The organism is Brevundimonas sp. UBA6550 (genome assembly GCF_002434505.1).
GTDB lineage: Bacteria > Pseudomonadota > Alphaproteobacteria > Caulobacterales > Caulobacteraceae > Brevundimonas.
In genome coordinates this window covers 122,644-138,496 of the sequence record NZ_DJKE01000005.1, presented here as the reverse complement: position 1 = coordinate 138,496, position 15,853 = coordinate 122,644, and the positions used below count along the sequence as shown (strand labels likewise).

Genomic DNA, 15,853 nt, shown 5'->3' with positions numbered 1-15,853 from the left:
GGCGGCCTCTGGTGAGGGGATTTCGTTGATGACGGAGGAACTTTAGCGGACGGGTTCGGTCGGTGCGATCCGTAGCCTTACGGTGGTAGATCTACGGGGGCGGGATGGTGTTGGCTACGGTCTCCCGGAGGTCCGCTCCTGACTCATAGCCGACGTTTAAAAGGTCTGCTTGTAGGGCTCTGGTCAGCAGAGGGCCGTCAGTAAGATTGCGGCTTGTGGATCGTAGCATGGCCGCTGTGACGCAAGTGGGTCTTGTCGAGGTCAGCAATCAGCTCTGCACCCTTCTCTTTTCCGACCAACTCGATCAACGCATCGAGCTTAGCCTCCATTCGATCATCGTTCTCTTTGGAAGATGGTGACCCGACATAGAGAAAATAAGCCAAGCCGACAACCTGCCAGAGAAGTTGCAGAAACTCTGACTGCCAGTTCTCGAAGGTGTCGCGACCCATTTCGACCAGATAGGGCGAGAGACGGACAGCTTGCCCATGAGAGGTCTGGTCATCCACATAGGCGAGCCAGCCGAAGCCCCAATGAAGGGCGATCGAGACCGTGAAGAAGGCCAGTGTAATCCAGGCGTAGGCATACTTCTTCAGCATGACCTGGCTCCATTAATCCTGCGTCGGTAAACCCGAGGGTTCGTTCGGCTCGGTCTGCCCTTCAGAATCACGGGCGTCCGTTCGGCCCTCCTGCAGCCTTCGCGTCGCGGGGTCCGGACCCGGCTGGCCGCCTGGCCCAACGCCGCCCGCCGCCAGCTGCTGTTCCGTCGGCGTCGTGTCAAGACGCCGACCTTTTGCGACGCCCGGCGGCAACGCGGCTTCGGCTTCTTGATCCGATTTCATCAGGCTCGAAGCTCTCTTTCGACGTCACTCGCCAAGTTTCCCACCTTCTCGACGGCCCGTCGAAGCTGATCTTCGGTGACCCCGAACTTCTCGGCCCAATCCCGAGCCTCATAGTTTTCGCTCAGGCTGATCCGCTGGCGATCCGGGTTGCCGGTCTGGGTTTTGTCGTCTGTCATGGGCGCCTCATGATGAACCCGAAACAGCGGGAGAGCCGTTCCGTTTCCTGTGTCCAATATCGGTCGGTGGGCCGGGCCGAAGATCGGATCCGGTTCGGCGACTGCAAAGCGGACAAGCCGCTGGCGAAGCGCAAGACCTCACTCAGCCCGTCAGATGCGGCAGGGACAGGACCACAAGCAGGGTCGTCACCACAGCGCACGCGAACACAGAGATCCAGGCGAGTAGCCGATCGAAGCGGTTGTTCGATAACCGTGCACGGCGGATTTTCGGACCGGAGAACAGCGCCATTCCCCGAGAATGACGCAGCGACGCCTGCGCTTCTCTAACGCAGGTTAGCGGCGAGCATTTTTGGCGACCCGTGTTCGTAGGGCTTTGCGGCTGTGCAAATGAAGCCCGCTAAGTTTAGGGTGAGGGCGGACAGATGAGGCGAACACCATGATCGACCCCTTCATCCGCAAGCTCGAGTATGGCGCCGATCTGACCGATCAAGATCGGATCGATCTCCGCGACGCCGTGCTGGATGTCTGCACTTTTAAGGCAGGAGAGGATATCTCGTCGCAGGGCGAAGTCCCCCGAAACGTGCACGTGGTGCTTGAGGGCTGGGGCTGTCGCTACAAGATGCTGGAGGACGGTCAGCGTCAGGTCATGGCGATCCTCGTTCCAGGCGACACGTGTGATCTGCATGTGCAGATCCTGACCGAGATGGATCATGGGATCGGCGTTCTGACGGACGCCAGGGTCGCGCAAATCTCTCCGGCTCGTATCAATGCCCTGACAGACAATCCGAGGATCAACCTGGCGCTCAACTGGGCGAGGCTGGTGGACGAGGCCACCCTGCGCGAGTGGCTGGTGAACATCGGCCAGCGCCCCGCGGATCAACGCCTGGCGCATCTGATCTGCGAGCTCCATTTCCGGCTCCGCGCTGTCGGTTTCGCCGATGAAGCGGGCTTGGACCTGCCGCTGACGCAGGCGCAACTCGCCGACATCACCTCCATGAGCCCAGTGCACATCAACCGGACGCTGATGACGTTGCGCGGCGCCGATCTGATCCGCACAGAGGGGCGGTTCGTAGAAATTCCGAACTTTGATCGCCTCGCCGAGTTCGCGGGCTTCGAGCCCAGCTACCTGCACCTTGGAGGCACCAAGCCAAACGCCCAGGTCTGAGATGCGATATTTTTTCGATACGGTCGATCCCAGCGGCGCCCGCCGCGACGGTGTCGGCATCGACTGTCCGTCCGACAACAGCGCGCGCCGTCTAGCGCGAAAGGCGCTGGGCGAAATGTTCTCGGAGTCCCATAATGAGGGCGAGGAGACGTATGAGATTTCGGTCAGGAATAACGCGGGAGCGACGGTGTTCGCTGGGACCTTGGCCTACAGACGAGATTAAACGTCCGTGTGAGGATCGCTCATCAACGCTCGGGTCGCCGCCATTAGCGATGGCGTCGTCGGCCGAGGGCGTGTGCACCGGCTTCGCAGTCAAAGCCATGTGATTGCGGCTGGCTTTCCGTGCTCGACATGCAGCCGCGCCCTTCGATCGCCCAGCCAGATGCGCTCAACGGTGATCGCGTCCCATCCCGCCGGCAAGATCGCCACCCGTCTCGGCCATGTCTCTGGCGCGCCGCGCGCTTCCAGCCCCGTCAATCCGTAGACAAGCCCCATCAACATGCCCGCCAGATTGGCGAAGAACGGACCGGCCGCCGTTTCGCTGTCGGGATGGTCCGGTCGATACTCGAGACATTGATGGAAACGGCCGGCGTCATAGGCGGCGTATCCAGCCTCGAACAGTTGAAGGGCCAAGGCGCGGTCGCCGGCCAAGGCGGCCCACGTCGCGTAGAGGGCGGGAAACATCGGCGCCCCGACATAGTCCCGCCAGTGGGCCAGATAGAGATCGAGAGTTCGGCGCATCGTCTCCGGATTGGCTTGATAACCGCCCGGGAACAGTCCGGCCAAGGGCGATGGGGTGGCGCCCTTGGGTTCATCGATGCGGAAGCCGTCGTGCGCCGCAATCGCTCCGTCTGAACGTAGCGGCAGATACAGGGTCTGACGAATGGCACGCCACGCCGCATGGGGCGGTCGTCCAAGCACCTCCGCAGCGCCTATCGCCCGCGACAGAACATCGTCGGCCAACATCAAGGTGAATGCGTCATTGTCCGGCGGGCTTGGGACCTCAGCCGGTCCTGTAGCGCGCATTAGCTCATAGCCGCGCTCTGTCAGGCTCAATCGACTGACGATCCAGTCTGCGACGCCTTCAAGCACGGGCCAGGCCTTTTCCCGCAGGAAGGCCTCATCGCCTGTGGCGTCGGCGAACAGGCTGAACGCGCGCGCCACATGCAGCGTCCCATGATCCTCATGCGCCGCCCCCGACCCGCCGCCTGGCGTCGCTTCTTGGCCGGACAAGGGGGCCGCCTCCCACGGGAACTGCAATCCTTGACGGCCGGACAGACGCGCGTTCGATGCGGCCGCCGCGAGACCGCGCGAGCGGAAGTCGAGCAAGGCGCGCGCGGCGTCGGGTTGGCTCAGGATCAGGGGCGGCACACAGAAGGCGTCGATGTCCCACATGACGTGGCCGAAATAGTAGGAATAGTCCCGCCACGCGGCCAGGCCGAAGATCGAGGTCGCGGCCGGCGAGGTGGGGTGGACGGAGCTGTTCAGATAGAAGAAGGCCGCATCGATTAAGGCCTGATGCGCTGGATCGGCGCCCGTCACGACGATCCGGCCACGCCATAGCTCACGCCAGGCGTCGCGGTTGCGGATGCGAAGGATCTCGAACCCGGTCTGCGCAGCGCGCGCCACCCGACGTACGGCCTCTTCGTCGGGTCGCGCATGGATCAGCGAGGGAACAAGGGCCGCCATCTGCCGCAGACGCGCACCGCCTTTGCCGATCTGGCCCAGATCGTAGGTGGTTTGCAGCGGTCCCGACGCATCCCAGCGTGTCACTTCGCGCTCGGCGGCCGGATCCGTGTCGGTCCACAGCGCAATCCCGCAGGTCGACAGGTCGCCCTCTGTCGACCACAGCAGGGAGCCGTCGCAAGCGGGGTCCGTATCTCCGGGCGTGTCCGTCCGACGCCGCACGACCCGCCCTCTGACATCGGCGGTCGAGGTCCTGGCGCGCAGGCGGATTTCGCACGGCGCATCGGGCCGCACGGTGACCTCCTGCATGACGACGGCCGGCGCAGTGCGGCTGGCGAAGGTGACGACCTCGATCTCGGCGCTAACGTCGCTCATCCGCGCGCGCCAGCGGCTGGTCAGTTCAGCGGTCGCAAAATCATAGGCCTGCCTTAAGTCGCTGACGCACCAAGGCTGGTCCGACAGCCAGACGCCGTTGATGCAGATGTCGGCTTCCAGCGGATAGGGGACAGGGACGCCCGCCTCTATGCGGCGTTCAGGATCCTGGCCGACGACGCCGTTGACGATCGTCATGCCCGGCGAGAGCGCCATTTCCCGCACGCGCAAACCGATCAGGCCGTTGGCCACGTAGGCGGGGAGCGCACCGTTTCTCGCCCCGGCTTCCTCGGGCGGGCTGATCGGTCGCCAGCCCGGGACATTTTCGTCGTTCGTCATATAAGTCTCGTTTCGACCTCGACGTCTATGATCTGCGCGGCTCACTGAGAGTGAGAGGATCAAATCTCGAAGCCGGCCCGCAGTTTCCTATGTCTGCTTTCAGCCGTTCGGTTGTCACCTTATTCAGCCCAAGGTGAGACAAAACTCGCTTTCCAAATGCGCGGATCCGCCCCTTATTCGCTGTAAGCGATAGTCGTCATGACTGTGTTCTCCGCTTGTCGCGAATCCAAGCGCGTATGCTGGACGACGATCGGGTGCTGTGAGCGAATGACGCTCGCATAGTCCGTATCGCGGGGCACACGTTCAGGATCCTGCAGATCATTGAAGCGAACATGTCTGGTCCGCCGGCCCTCGACCGTCAGCTTATAAGGGCCGACCGGTTCGCGATCCTCGAAGAAGAGCGTGATCTCCACCTCGGTCGACGCGTCGCCTGGATTGAGGATGCAAGCCGTTTCATGGCTGATCATCGCCGGGCTTGGGCCCGTGCTCTTGCTCGGAATATAGCCCTCCGCGATCACCCACACCCGTTTTCCGATCTCACTCATAGGAAGCTGTCCCTGTTTCGGTGGCCTATGCCCGGCGGCGCCATCGCCGGGTGATGTCGCGGGACCTGCCCGCTCAAGCAGCCAAAGCCTGGTCGGTTCGCACGAGCGATGCGATCCAGTCGGCGGCGCGTCTCGAACTGACGTCGCAATCCGACAGGCGCTTCGCGAAGCGCTGCGCATTCTCGCGATATCGTGCGTCGTCCAGCACCTGAACCAAGGCGCGTTTGATCTGGCATGACGAAGCGCGTTCAGAAAGTCGAACGCCGGCGCCCAGCCATTCCAGCCTCGCGCCGTTGTCGGCGTGATCACGCCCCATCGGCATCACGACCAACGGCACGCCATGCTTTAGAGGTCGAAGAACCGTTCCATGCCCGCCATGGCAGATGACGGCCGCACATTGGGGCACGATGTCGTCGTGCGAGGCCTGGGCCAGGACGCGCACATTGGCGATTTGCGGCATTTTCGCGTCAGCCAGCGCCGGTCCAAGCGTGACGATAACATTGATCGGTAGGGTCTCGACCGCAGCCATCGTCCTGATCAACACCGACTTCTGGTCTTGGAAGGTGGTGCCGAACGAAATCAGGACGTTCGGTCGGCCGTTGTCAGGCATCTCAGCCGTGCCGTCCGCCCAGTTCGGCGTTTCGAAAAGCGGGCCGCAATAGGCGTAACGCCCTGACGACTCAGCGACATCAAAGTCGAACGCAGCGGAAGCTCCGATCAGGATGCGGCGCGCAACGTCTAGCTGGTCAAGCGTGTGAAGTAGAGGCGGAAGCCCGACCAGCGCGCGTGCGGCGTTCAAATCAGGCAGGCCGGCATCAAAGAATTTCCGGATGAGCTTTCTAGTGACGGCGTCGCGGACGAGGTCAGACTGCGACTTCGCCAGCGTATAGCCCGGGCCGAAGGGCGGGACATCCTCCCGCGTCGGAAAGCACCACAGGTTCGCCGTCAGAAGCGCCAGCGGCGTCCCGCGCTTCTCGGCCGCCATCATCACCCCGAACAGCAGCTCGTTCGAAACGATCACATCAGGTTCGAATTCGGCTGCGAACTCCAACGTATCTTGGGCGTACGCGGCCGCTGGGCCCGTCGCCACATCGACGCAAATGCGCCTGATGACAGCGGGCGGCCAACGCGTTTTCCAATCGCTCAGCCCACCTGACGCCGCGCCGAGAGCGCCCCGATCCGGAGCCCGTCGCCACGATTTGAAGGGAAGCGATTTGGCCTCCGCCGCCGGAGCGTTGCACGAGTCGCTTACGATGAGCACGTCGTGACCGAGATCCCTCAGCGCCGCAGCCGCTAGAAGAGGTGCGGGAACGTGGCCGCCCCCCTCGAAAGTGGTAAATAGAACGCGCATGGCTGATCCGAGCTAGGTTCTATAGGCCAAAGCCGTGCGAGGCTCTCTGTTCCGGAGACGAGCAAAAGCCCGCTTGAATACGGCGCTGCGTCGCAAACCGCACCTTTGAAACCCACCTCTGCGAAGTGGTTTGTACCGGCCATGGTGCCTGTCCCATGAGCCGCTCCCGTCCGGAACAGCGTGAACAGCTTCGTCGCAGCCTCGCCCAGGCGGCCCGTCGTCGACGACACAGAACCGTCCTTCTGGGCCTGCTTGCAATCGGCTGCTTCTTAGCCTTGCTTAGCCATTGACAGAAACACCGCGCTGTCATCTTCGAGATGACTCAAAGTTTGAGGCATTTGCGTAGGTCCGCACTTCGGTGCGCTGCCACCGTCCGCTACTGGCGCATCAGCGCTGTCTGAAGCGTATGGTGAGGAGGGGGCGTTGATCGTGGGAGGTGGCCATGAGCCAGCCCGATCTTTTTTGTCGACCTCGTAAGCCCTGGAATGCTGGTCGGATGACTGGAACCAAGGCTCCACTCAAGCCTAAGCACATCTGGGCAATCCGACAGCATCTCAAATCGGTTGGATCGGTCCGGGATCTGGCGATGTTCAACATCGCGCTGGACGCGAAGCTCCGAGGCTGTGATCTGGTGAAGCTTCGGCTAGCGGATATCGCTCAAGGCGGAGCCATTCGCCAGCGCTCGACCATCATTCAGCAAAAGACAGGTCGCCCGGTCCCGTTCGAGATAACTGAGGCCGCGAGGGAGGCGCTAGCGCATTGGCTGGAGCGCCGGGGGTGCCGACGCGACGACTGGCTGTTTCCCAGCCGTAGCAAAGAGGGCGCGCACATAGGCACGCGCCAGTATGCTCGGCTGGTCGATACTTGGGTAAGAATGATCGACCTAAACCCAAGTGCGTATGGGACCCACAGCCTGCGACGGACAAAGGTAGCGTTAATTTACAAAAAGACCGGAAATCTGCGCGCGTGTCAGCTTCTGCTCGGTCACGGAAAGCTGGAAAGCACCGTTAGATACCTCGGCATCGAAGTCGATGACGCTTTGGAGATATCGGAACAGATCGACCTCTAAGCCGGCTTTCGGGCAGTTCTTTGGAGAGCGGACTGCCCAAAAGTCTGCTTAGGGTGGTTAGCGGACGTTGCGCCACGCGGCCTCTAGACCCTAGCTTGAAGCCCGCGTAACGCGGATCATCAGCCTTGAGGGTATCAATATGGCCGCCGATCCAGATCATCTCCGACGTGTCCAGTTGATACGCAAGGCTGTGCTTACAGCCTGCATAATCGGTGTCTGCGCTTTCGCTGCGATCACACATACGGCAAGCGACGCCGAGGGGTTTCATGAAGGGTTCGAAGCCTTCGGTCTGGCTCTCATCCTCATCTGTATCGTCGGACGGTCCTGGTGCTCGCTTTATATCGGTGGGCGAAAGAAGGCGGAGATCGTGGACCGAGGACCTTATTCGATCAGTCGGAATCCGCTCTACGTCTTCAGCTTCATCGGCGCCTTTGGGATGGGGGCGCAAACCGGGTCCGTCCTGATGGCGTGCCTGTTCGTGATCATCGCGTTCGTCGTCTTCTACGCGACGGTGAGACGTGAGGAGGATTGGTTGAGGACCACCTTCGGAAACGAATACGAAGCCTACATGGCGAGGACGCCTCGCTTCTGGCCTAACTTCAGCAGGTGGCGCGACCAGGACACCCTGGAAATCCGACCGACTCTCTTCCTGACCACCCTTAGGGACGGCTTGGCCTTCCTTCTCGTGATACCTGTGTTCGAAGCCCTCGAGCATGCGCAGGACGTCGGTTGGGTCCACGCGATGTTCACGCTTCCCTAGGTGCGACGTAATGTCGCCGACATCTGAGTAAATCGTCCGCTGATCGATGGAGCGTAACGATGACTGATGCCGGCAAGCTCACCACGCCCAGCGACGCCCTTTCGAAGGTGCCCGCCGTCACTCTGGGCTTTTGGGTCATCAAAATCCTTGCGACCACGCTCGGTGAAACCGGCGGCGACACCGTCAGTATGACGATGAAGCTGGGATATTTGACGGGCACCGCAATCTTCGCAGCGGTCCTGATTGCGCTCGTTATTCTTCAGGTGCGCGCAAAGCGGTTTCATCCTTTGCTCTACTGGGCGACGATAATCGCTTCGACGACGGCGGGAACCACCCTGGCGGATTACGCCACTCGCTCGTTGGGGATCGGCTACACTGGCGGCTCAGCGTTGCTGCTGTCGGCGGTTCTGGCTTCGCTGTTGGCTTGGAAGCTGACGTTGGGATCCGTGTCCTCCGATCATGTCTCGGAGCCAAAGGTCGAGCTCTTCTATTGGCTGACCATCACGCTGTCGCAGACTCTCGGCACCGCGCTTGGCGACTGGACAGCAGACACCGGCGGGTTCGGATATCTCGGCGCCGCCGTTCTTTTCGGCAGTCTCTTGGCCATTGTGGCTGCCCTGGCAGTTTGGACGCGCATCAACCGGGTTCTGTTGTTCTGGGCTGCCTTCATCCTTACGCGACCGCTCGGGGCCGTGGTGGGCGACTTCCTGGACAAACCTCTGGACCACGGGGGTCTGGCGTTCAGTCGCCCGCTCGCGTCCGGGCTTCTTGCCGTGGTCATTCTGGCCTTGATCCTGCTGCTTCCCCAAAAACCCGGCGATCGTCCCTCCTCAGGCCATCCGGCAAACCCGTGACTTAGGGGTGGGGTCCGCAATGGGTCGGGAACCGTCATGGGCTGTCAGCTGGAATTACGACTTTCGATCACACTGAATGTCGTGTTTGCGGCAGCCGGCGAATGACCGCTTCTGGCGCATAGCTGAGGTCCCGGCCTGCGAACTCCCTTCAGACCTTACGAAATCCGAGATCGAGTTCAGGCTGGCGGATGGTCATCAGGCGTTCTGGGCTGAGCGGGATGTCTTCCATGTCGTGGCCCGCCGGAGCGAGCGGCCGAGGCTTTGCTGTTCCATCCAGACTCCTATGAACCCCGCCGAAGGCGCACCTGACCTTTGGTCGCTCGCCGTAAGGATGCCTGACCTGGACCGGGCGATGCTGGATGTCTGGCTTCTACCGGCCGCTACAGGCGCTCCGGATGAATGGCGGGGTCCCGAGGCCCCTCCGCCGCCTGCTGAGCTGGAGCTCGAAGAGGGAGAGCTGGTCCAGCACGTGATGCAATCATCGGCTTTGAGGCAGCGTCGGGGTCTCTTCATCTACCGTCCGCGAAGCGACGGCCCCATGCCGGTCATCGCCCTGGCAGACGGGGAAAGCGTTCCGCCCTTCGCTTCGGTTCTGAAGCCCCGCATTGAATCCGGAGAGGTTCCACCGACGATGATCGTCAGCCTCTGGAGCGGGCCCCTGCTCGAGGAGGGGGAGGCGTCAGACCCAAACCGACGCCATAAGGAATATCTCGCGGGCTGGGACGACGAGGTCTATCTCGCACACGAGCGCTTTCTGCTGAGCGAGGTGATGCCGCTCGCAGAGCGTCTGGGCGCCTCGAGGGTGCCGTCGGAAAGAATCCTCGCAGGCTTCTCCGACGGTGCGGCATGGGCTTTGAATACCGCGATGGTCAATCCCGACGTATTTCGGGGTGTGATCGCCATGTCGTTCGGTAGCCGGCCCGATCGTCGGGCGCGAGGATCGGGATATGGCTCGATCTATCTCACGGCTGGCGTGTATGAACCGGATTTTCACCAGAGCACTGTAGACGCCGCCGAAGCCTTGGAAGGGTCAGCTGACGCGGTGCGCCTCGACGTGGGAATCGCAGGACACAGCCAGATGTTGTGGAGAGAACGCTTCCCTCACGCCGTCAGGTGGCACTTGACTGGTCGGTCCGACCCTGTGCCGTAGGTCTGCTTTACCCCGAGTTTCCAGGGTCCGCTGCTGGCGCAGGCCTGACGGAACAGCAGTACAATCGGCCGAGGCAGGGAGGCCATCCGTGGGAGGTTGGCCATGCGCCAGTCTGACCTTTTCATCATCCCTCGTCGGCCTTGGAACGCGGGCCGTCTCATCGGTCCCAAGGCTCCGCTGAAACCCAAGCGCATCTGGGCGATCCGACAGCAACTCAAGGTCGCCAAGCGCGTACGCGACCTTGCGATGTTTAACTGTGCACTGGATGCAAAGCTCAGAGCCTGTGATCTGGTGAAGCTCCGCGTCAGTGACGTCGCGCCTGGCGGCTCACTTAGGCTTCGATCCACCGTCATCCAGCAGAAGACCGGACGACCGGTTCCCTTCGAGATCACAGAGCCAGCCCGCCACGCGATTGGAGCCTGGTTGGAACTCCGAGGACAGCGTGACGACGACTGGCTGTTTCCGAGCCGAAACCATGCCGGCTGCCATATCGGCACGCGACAGTACGCGAGACTGGTCGATCAATGGATCCGTTTGATAGATCTGGAGCCCGCGGCTTACGGCACCCATAGCCTCAGGCGCACGAAGGTCTCACTCGTCTACAAGAAGACCGGCAACCTGCGCGCATGCCAGCTGCTTCTCGGTCACCGCAAGCTGGAGAGCACCGTACGCTACCTTGGCATCGAAGTTGACGACGCCTTGGAGCTCTCTGAGCAGATCGATCTCTGACATCGACCGGGTCCGCTCAGCGGACCCGGCGTTCGTCCGCTAAGGGTGGAAAGCGGACTGGCGTTCTCAAGTCGCTGGCATGAGGAAGGCAGCAACCGCTGAACGGAGTTGCTCGCGCATTACGACGGCGCGTTCGTGACTGAGGTCAAACTTACTGTTCAGATCGCGGGTGATGGCCATACCGGCGAGAAAGCCCATAAGCAGGCGCGCACGGACATCTGCGTCCTCGCCCCCGATCCATGCTTCAAGGTCGCGAAAGCCTTGGTGACCCAACGCTTCATCGATGAGGCGTTTGGCCTTATCTGATCCAGCGGAGCGCATCAGAACGAGCAAGTCGCGCAGCACCCTTCCGCCATTTGGAGCCGCCAGAACATCATCCGTCACGCGCTCAGCGAAGCTCTCACGATCTCCCCAGCGACGCTGCCAGTTCACGCTCCCAGATTTGATCACTTCGACGAAAAGCTCGTCCTTTCCACCGAAGTATCGGCTGATCAGCGAAGAATCGACGCCCGCGCGCGCTCCAATAGAGCGGACTCCGACTGCCTCGAAACCCTCCTCAGCGAAGAGGTCCAGCGCAGCCCGAAGGATCGCGTGTCGGGTAGCTTCGGCATCCCGCGTTGGAGTGGTGGTGGTCATAAGCCATCTATAGCGGAACTGATCTAACTATGTCCGCAACGGGTCGAGAGCGGACGCTCAACAAGGTGTGTTGCTGAGGTCCGGTTTCCGGCGTTGAGTGAATGACCGCTCCTGGCGCTGAAGAGCAGCTGAGCGGCGAACGTGCGGGTGGCGGACTCGGTCTGGCCTCATCAGCGGAGTGCGACTTACCGCAAGGTCCGGAACGTCACCGAGTAGCGCAGCGCCGTCATCGGCGTGATGCCGTGTTCCCAGTCGGCCCTGGCCGGGCCGTCGAGGAGGTAGGCCGAGCCTGGCGCGAGATCGAGATGGCGGCGCTCCCACCCATCCGGCGTCCGCCGCCGGAAGCGCAGGCGGCAGGGCGCGCCGAGGGAGACGCCGACGACCTTGTCGTATTGCGGACGGTCCCTATGCCAGCCGATGCCGGCTCCGGCCTGGTACTCGGTGACCAGGGTCTGGACGATCGCCGCCGCCGGAACGCCGGCGAAGGCGGCGGCGCGGTCGCGCAAGGGCTCCAGGAAGGCGGGCAGGGGCGCCGCCTCGTCCAGGCGGGCGCGGCTGAAGTCGTAGCGCCAGCCGAAGGAGACCACGCGGCGCGCCCCCAGCCAGCCGTGGAACGCGAAGGGCGCGAACGGCAGAACGGCGAAGGCGTCCGTCAAACGATCCCGCTCGGCTTCGTCGACCATCGCCCCGACGTAGCGCAGGCCCGTCGGCTCGAGCGGCGGACCTCCGAACAGATCGGCCTGAGGGCTGGTCATGGGAGGACAACGCATCACACCGCCGCCGGCGCCGCCTCATCCACCCAGCGCCTCCGCCGCCTCGGGATAGCGCTGGAGCAGGCGGGCCGCCCATTCCGCCTTGCGCGGCCAAGGCCGCTGGGCCTCCCGCCGACGTTCCAGAACCATGGCCGCCGCCTCGCGGTGGGCGGGCCAGTCCATCAAGAAGCCGAGAGCCGCGCCGAAGTCGTCCGAAGCCGCCGCTTGGGCGAAGGCGCGGTCCAGCGCCTCGACATCGTCGAAGTCCGGCAGGCGGGCCAGGTAGTCGCGCAAGGGCTGAGGCGACAGGTCGCGTTCGAACATCGCCCAGCGCAGGTCCTGGGCCTCCTGCCGGTTTCCTTCGGCCTCCTGCACGTCGATCGAAGCCAACTCCCAGGCCGGCGTCAGCGCGGGCCGTCCGGCGGTGGGATTGCGGCCGAAAGTCCAGCGACGGTTCGACGGCGAGGGCCGAAGCGCGGTCTCGAGCGCGGCGCGCGCCTCGCCGATCCGCCCCGCCGCCAGCAGCCGGCGGGCCGCGCCGGCGGCGAAGTCGGGCGCGCCCTTCTCCTCGGGGGTCGCCAACGACAGCCACAGGTCCAGGTCGCCGGCCCGGTCCGCCAGCCGCCGGATCGCGCCGCGCGCCGGCCGGGCGCTCCGGACGGCGGACGGCAGGGCGGCCAGCAGGCGACGGGCGAACTCCGGCGTCAGGGCGTCGTCGGCGGCGCCGATCCAGCGAGCGTAGTCCTGCGGATGGCGGCCAACCGCCTCGGCCAGGGCGTCGAGCGCGGCCGGATCTTCGCCGGCGGGCGCGCCCGCCAGCGTCCAGAGGTCGGGCGCCGCGTCCTCGAAGGCGAACACCAGTTCGCCACGCGGGTCCTGCACGCGCGCCGTCAAGCCGCGGAACAGGTCGAACCAGGCCAGCAGGCTGGCGAAGGCGGCGCGCGCATCGGCCGGCGCCAGCCGGTCCACGATCATGCGGCGGTGCGCCTCAAGGTCCCGGATCAGCTCCCCGCGCTTGCGCCAGGAGACGCGGACGCGCGCCGCCGCGAGCGCAGCGATGCGCTTGTCGATCTCCGCCGCCAGCCGGTCCGGCCCGGCCTCGGCCGCCAACTCCAGCCGCAGCCGGCGCTTCAGGTTGGCGTCGCCGACGCTCGCCTCGGCCAGCAGCTCCGCCAGGCGCGGCGCGCCGAGCCTAGTCAGATTGGCCGCGTTCAGGCGGGTCGGGGCCGTCGGCCGTCGCGCCATCTCATCCTTCCAGTTCGATCCAGGCCGGCGCGTGGTCGCTCGCCTTGTCCCAGCCGCGCACATGGCGATCGACGCCGGCGTCCGCCAGCCGCCCGGCCAGCGCTGGGCTGAGCAGCAGGTGGTCGATGCGCAGGCCGGCGTCGCGCTCCCAGGCCTGGCGGAAATACTGCCAGAAGGTCCAGGGCGGTTGATGCGGGAAGCGCTCCAACAGCGCATCGGTCCATCCCTGGCCGACCAGCCGGGCCCAGGCGGCGCGGCTCTCGGGCTGTAGCAGGGCGTCCTTCTTCCAGGAGCGGCTGTTGTAGATGTCGGCCTCGGTGGGCACGACGTTGAAATCGCCGGCCAGCACCACGGGCGCGCCGCTGTCCACCAGGGTCGCGGCGTGGCCGATCAGCCGCTCGAACCAGGCCAGCTTGTAGTCGAACTTCGGCCCCGGTTGCGGGTTGCCGTTCGGCAGATAGAGGCCGCCGATCAGCACTCCGGCCACCGCCGCCTCGATGTAGCGGGCCTGAGCGTCGGCCGGATCGCCGGGCAGCGCCCGCCGCGTCACCACCGGCGCGCCGATGCGCGACAACAGGGCGACGCCGTTCCAGCGTCCCTCGCCGACCCAGGCGGCGTCGTAGCCGGCCGCCTTCAGGGCGGCGGCGGGAAATTGCGCCTGGGACGCCTTCAACTCCTGCAGGCAGACCACGTCCGGACGGGCTTCCGCCAGCCAGCGCAGCAGCGTCGGCAGCCGGGTGTTGACGCCGTTGATGTTGAAGGTGGCGATCCTCATCCCGTACCCGCGCCGTTCATGTCGTTCAGGCTGCTAATCCATTCGACGCCGTCCGGGTTCAGCCGTCCATGCCTCGGATCATCCCTTCGAGCGCGGCGACCTCGCGCTTGCCTGAGATATATGTAAGCTCAAGCTGAAACCCTTGCTTGCACTGGGATTTCCTTTCGCAGGAGAGGAGAGTCCCATGCCTAGAGGCGACAAGTCCGCCTATACGGACAAGCAGGAACGCAAGGCCGACCACATCGCGGCCGGCTATGAGAAGCGCGGCGTATCGGACAAGGAAGCCGAACGGCGCGCCTGGGCCACCGTCAACAAGGACGACGGCGGCGGCAACAAGAGCGGCTCCGGACGCGGCCGGCACACGGGTCATCCCGCCGCGCACAAGGGCGGGCGCAAGGGCGGCCAGGCCTCGGCCAGCCGCTCACGGGCCGACCGTTCCGCCGCGGCCAAGAAGGGCTGGGAGACGCGGCGCCGGAAGGCCGCGCACTGAGTCATGGCCATGAAGATCTATCGCGTCTCCATCGGCGCCGAAGGCGGACCCAGCCGCGAGGTCAAGGTCCCGTCCAAGACCGACGTCCAGGCCGCGGACGCAGCGGCCGAACTGATGCAGCCGGGCGAAACCATACTGAGCATCATCGAAACGGATGATCCCTATCAGGAGGTCGATGCGTCGCCGCCGGGAACTCAGACCCACCCGGATCAGATCACATGACCGGCGGCGCCTCCGGTCTGGTTCAGGGCGGCCTGGGCGGCCCCGAGGACCAGTTGCTCGAGGCCGGCCAGGAGGAGGTCTTCTCCCGCGCCGAGGTCGAGAGCGGCCGCATCGAACACCATGCCGACACCCAGACCCGGCCCGATCAAAAGGAGATCGAGCCGTCATCCCCCAACGCAGAGAAAGGAAACGACCATGGTTGAGAAGACCCTCGACAACCTGTTCTACGACACCTTGAAGGACATCTATTACGCCGAGCGCAAGATCGTGAAGGCGCTGCCCAAGATGGCGCGCGGCGCCCAGTCGCCGGAGTTGAAGGCGGCCTTCGAAAAGCACCGCGACGAAACCGAAGGCCAGATCGAGCGCCTGCAGCAGGTGTTCGAGATCATCGGCAAGCGCGCCATGGGCAAGACCTGCGACGCCATCGAAGGCATCCTGGCCGAAGGCGACGAAATCCTGGAGGAGTACGAAGGCACGGAAGCGCTGGACGCCGGCCTGATCGCCGCCGCGCAGGCGGTGGAGCATTATGAGATCACACGCTACGGCACGCTGAAGCGCTGGGCGACCCTGCTCGGCTACGCCGACGCCGCGCGCCTGCTGGACGAGACGCTCCAGGAGGAGTCGAACACCGACGAGAGCCTGACGGCCCTGGCGGACGCCAAAGCCAACGCCAAGGCGCAGGGCAAGGCCGCCTGACC

Annotated in this window: 20 protein-coding genes; 11 read left to right on the top strand and 9 right to left on the bottom strand. The window is 64.1% G+C overall.

From position 1 onward, the window contains the following. Positions 1 to 197: 197 nt before the first annotated feature. Entirely contained in the window at positions 198 to 596 is a 399-nt protein-coding gene (locus B3Z70_RS04745; RefSeq protein WP_197458458.1) for a DUF6766 family protein, read from the bottom strand. A 242-nt stretch (positions 597 to 838) separates the two neighbouring features. Continuing rightward, complete coding sequence (locus B3Z70_RS04740) at positions 839 to 1,015, bottom strand: DUF3606 domain-containing protein (protein WP_082064521.1); 177 nt, start codon at positions 1,013 to 1,015, stop codon at positions 839 to 841. A gap of 436 nt (positions 1,016 to 1,451) precedes the next feature. On the opposite strand from B3Z70_RS04740, the gene B3Z70_RS04735 reads away from it, so the two are divergent. Both B3Z70_RS04735 and B3Z70_RS17240 read left to right on the top strand, forming a co-directional pair. Further along, the gene (locus B3Z70_RS04735) at positions 1,452 to 2,180 is read left to right on the top strand and encodes a Crp/Fnr family transcriptional regulator (RefSeq protein WP_292044801.1); all 729 of its coding nucleotides are present in this window, start codon (positions 1,452 to 1,454) and stop codon (positions 2,178 to 2,180) included. Between the two features lies 1 nt (position 2,181). Beyond that, positions 2,182 to 2,403 carry a DUF6894 family protein gene (locus tag B3Z70_RS17240; RefSeq protein WP_409514363.1) on the top strand — a complete coding sequence of 74 codons (222 nt, stop codon included), beginning with the start codon at positions 2,182 to 2,184 and terminating at the stop codon, positions 2,401 to 2,403. Positions 2,404 to 2,492: 89 nt separating this feature from the next. Here B3Z70_RS17240 and B3Z70_RS04730 read toward each other — a convergent pair whose 3' ends face one another. The 3 genes from B3Z70_RS04730 to B3Z70_RS04720 form a co-directional block, all read right to left on the bottom strand. Next, positions 2,493 to 4,577: a glycoside hydrolase family 65 protein gene (locus tag B3Z70_RS04730; protein WP_292044799.1), complete on the bottom strand. Its 2,085-nt coding sequence runs from the start codon at positions 4,575 to 4,577 to the stop codon at positions 2,493 to 2,495. Between the two features lie 173 nt (positions 4,578 to 4,750). Then, positions 4,751 to 5,122 carry a sensory rhodopsin transducer gene (locus tag B3Z70_RS04725; protein WP_292044797.1) on the bottom strand — a complete coding sequence of 124 codons (372 nt, stop codon included), beginning with the start codon at positions 5,120 to 5,122 and terminating at the stop codon, positions 4,751 to 4,753. A gap of 73 nt (positions 5,123 to 5,195) precedes the next feature. Further along, a complete protein-coding gene (locus tag B3Z70_RS04720; RefSeq protein WP_292044795.1) occupies positions 5,196 to 6,173 on the bottom strand; it encodes a glycosyltransferase in 978 nt (325 codons plus the stop codon). Positions 6,174 to 6,915: 742 nt separating this feature from the next. Here B3Z70_RS04720 and B3Z70_RS04715 point away from each other — a divergent pair. The 5 genes from B3Z70_RS04715 (at position 6,916) to B3Z70_RS04695 (ending at position 11,035) form a co-directional block, all read left to right on the top strand. After that, positions 6,916 to 7,542, top strand: coding sequence for a tyrosine-type recombinase/integrase (locus B3Z70_RS04715; RefSeq protein WP_292044793.1), 627 nt, complete (start codon positions 6,916 to 6,918; stop codon positions 7,540 to 7,542). A 139-nt stretch (positions 7,543 to 7,681) separates the two neighbouring features. Continuing rightward, positions 7,682 to 8,302, top strand: a complete 621-nt coding sequence (locus B3Z70_RS04710) for a methyltransferase family protein (RefSeq protein WP_292044791.1) — start codon at positions 7,682 to 7,684, stop codon at positions 8,300 to 8,302. A gap of 59 nt (positions 8,303 to 8,361) precedes the next feature. Beyond that, positions 8,362 to 9,156 (top strand): hypothetical protein, encoded by a 795-nt coding sequence (locus tag B3Z70_RS04705; protein ID WP_292044790.1) that lies wholly within the window; start codon positions 8,362 to 8,364, stop codon positions 9,154 to 9,156. 76 nt (positions 9,157 to 9,232) lie between these two features. Next, a complete protein-coding gene (locus B3Z70_RS17185) occupies positions 9,233 to 10,306 on the top strand; it encodes an alpha/beta hydrolase (protein ID WP_349679877.1) in 1,074 nt (357 codons plus the stop codon). 102 nt (positions 10,307 to 10,408) lie between these two features. Continuing rightward, positions 10,409 to 11,035 (top strand): tyrosine-type recombinase/integrase, encoded by a 627-nt coding sequence (locus B3Z70_RS04695; RefSeq protein ID WP_292044787.1) that lies wholly within the window; start codon positions 10,409 to 10,411, stop codon positions 11,033 to 11,035. A 66-nt stretch (positions 11,036 to 11,101) separates the two neighbouring features. On the opposite strand, the gene B3Z70_RS04690 is transcribed toward B3Z70_RS04695, so the two are convergent. The 4 genes from B3Z70_RS04690 to B3Z70_RS04675 form a co-directional block, all read right to left on the bottom strand. Further along, positions 11,102 to 11,671 carry a TetR/AcrR family transcriptional regulator gene (locus tag B3Z70_RS04690; RefSeq protein WP_066551067.1) on the bottom strand — a complete coding sequence of 190 codons (570 nt, stop codon included), beginning with the start codon at positions 11,669 to 11,671 and terminating at the stop codon, positions 11,102 to 11,104. Between the two features lie 185 nt (positions 11,672 to 11,856). Then, a complete protein-coding gene (locus B3Z70_RS04685) occupies positions 11,857 to 12,426 on the bottom strand; it encodes an alpha-ketoglutarate-dependent dioxygenase AlkB (RefSeq protein ID WP_066551069.1) in 570 nt (189 codons plus the stop codon). 36 nt (positions 12,427 to 12,462) lie between these two features. After that, entirely contained in the window at positions 12,463 to 13,668 is a 1,206-nt protein-coding gene (locus tag B3Z70_RS04680) for a DUF6880 family protein (protein WP_112862300.1), read from the bottom strand. Between the two features lies 1 nt (position 13,669). Then, positions 13,670 to 14,443: an exodeoxyribonuclease III gene (locus B3Z70_RS04675; protein WP_066551075.1), complete on the bottom strand. Its 774-nt coding sequence runs from the start codon at positions 14,441 to 14,443 to the stop codon at positions 13,670 to 13,672. A 184-nt stretch (positions 14,444 to 14,627) separates the two neighbouring features. On the opposite strand from B3Z70_RS04675, the gene B3Z70_RS04670 reads away from it, so the two are divergent. The 4 genes from B3Z70_RS04670 to B3Z70_RS04655 are packed head-to-tail and all read left to right on the top strand — an operon-like array spanning position 14,628 to position 15,851. Continuing rightward, the gene (locus tag B3Z70_RS04670; RefSeq protein WP_066551077.1) at positions 14,628 to 14,933 is read left to right on the top strand and encodes a plasmid stabilization protein; all 306 of its coding nucleotides are present in this window, start codon (positions 14,628 to 14,630) and stop codon (positions 14,931 to 14,933) included. A gap of 9 nt (positions 14,934 to 14,942) precedes the next feature. Continuing rightward, positions 14,943 to 15,155, top strand: a complete 213-nt coding sequence (locus tag B3Z70_RS04665) for a hypothetical protein (RefSeq protein ID WP_066554735.1) — start codon at positions 14,943 to 14,945, stop codon at positions 15,153 to 15,155. Beyond that, a complete protein-coding gene (locus B3Z70_RS04660) occupies positions 15,152 to 15,358 on the top strand; it encodes a hypothetical protein (RefSeq protein WP_066551078.1) in 207 nt (68 codons plus the stop codon). The genes B3Z70_RS04665 and B3Z70_RS04660 overlap by 4 nt, the downstream gene beginning before the upstream one ends. Beyond that, the gene (locus B3Z70_RS04655) at positions 15,351 to 15,851 is read left to right on the top strand and encodes a ferritin-like domain-containing protein (protein WP_066551079.1); all 501 of its coding nucleotides are present in this window, start codon (positions 15,351 to 15,353) and stop codon (positions 15,849 to 15,851) included. The genes B3Z70_RS04660 and B3Z70_RS04655 overlap by 8 nt, the downstream gene beginning before the upstream one ends. The last annotated feature ends 2 nt before the right edge of the window (positions 15,852 to 15,853 follow it).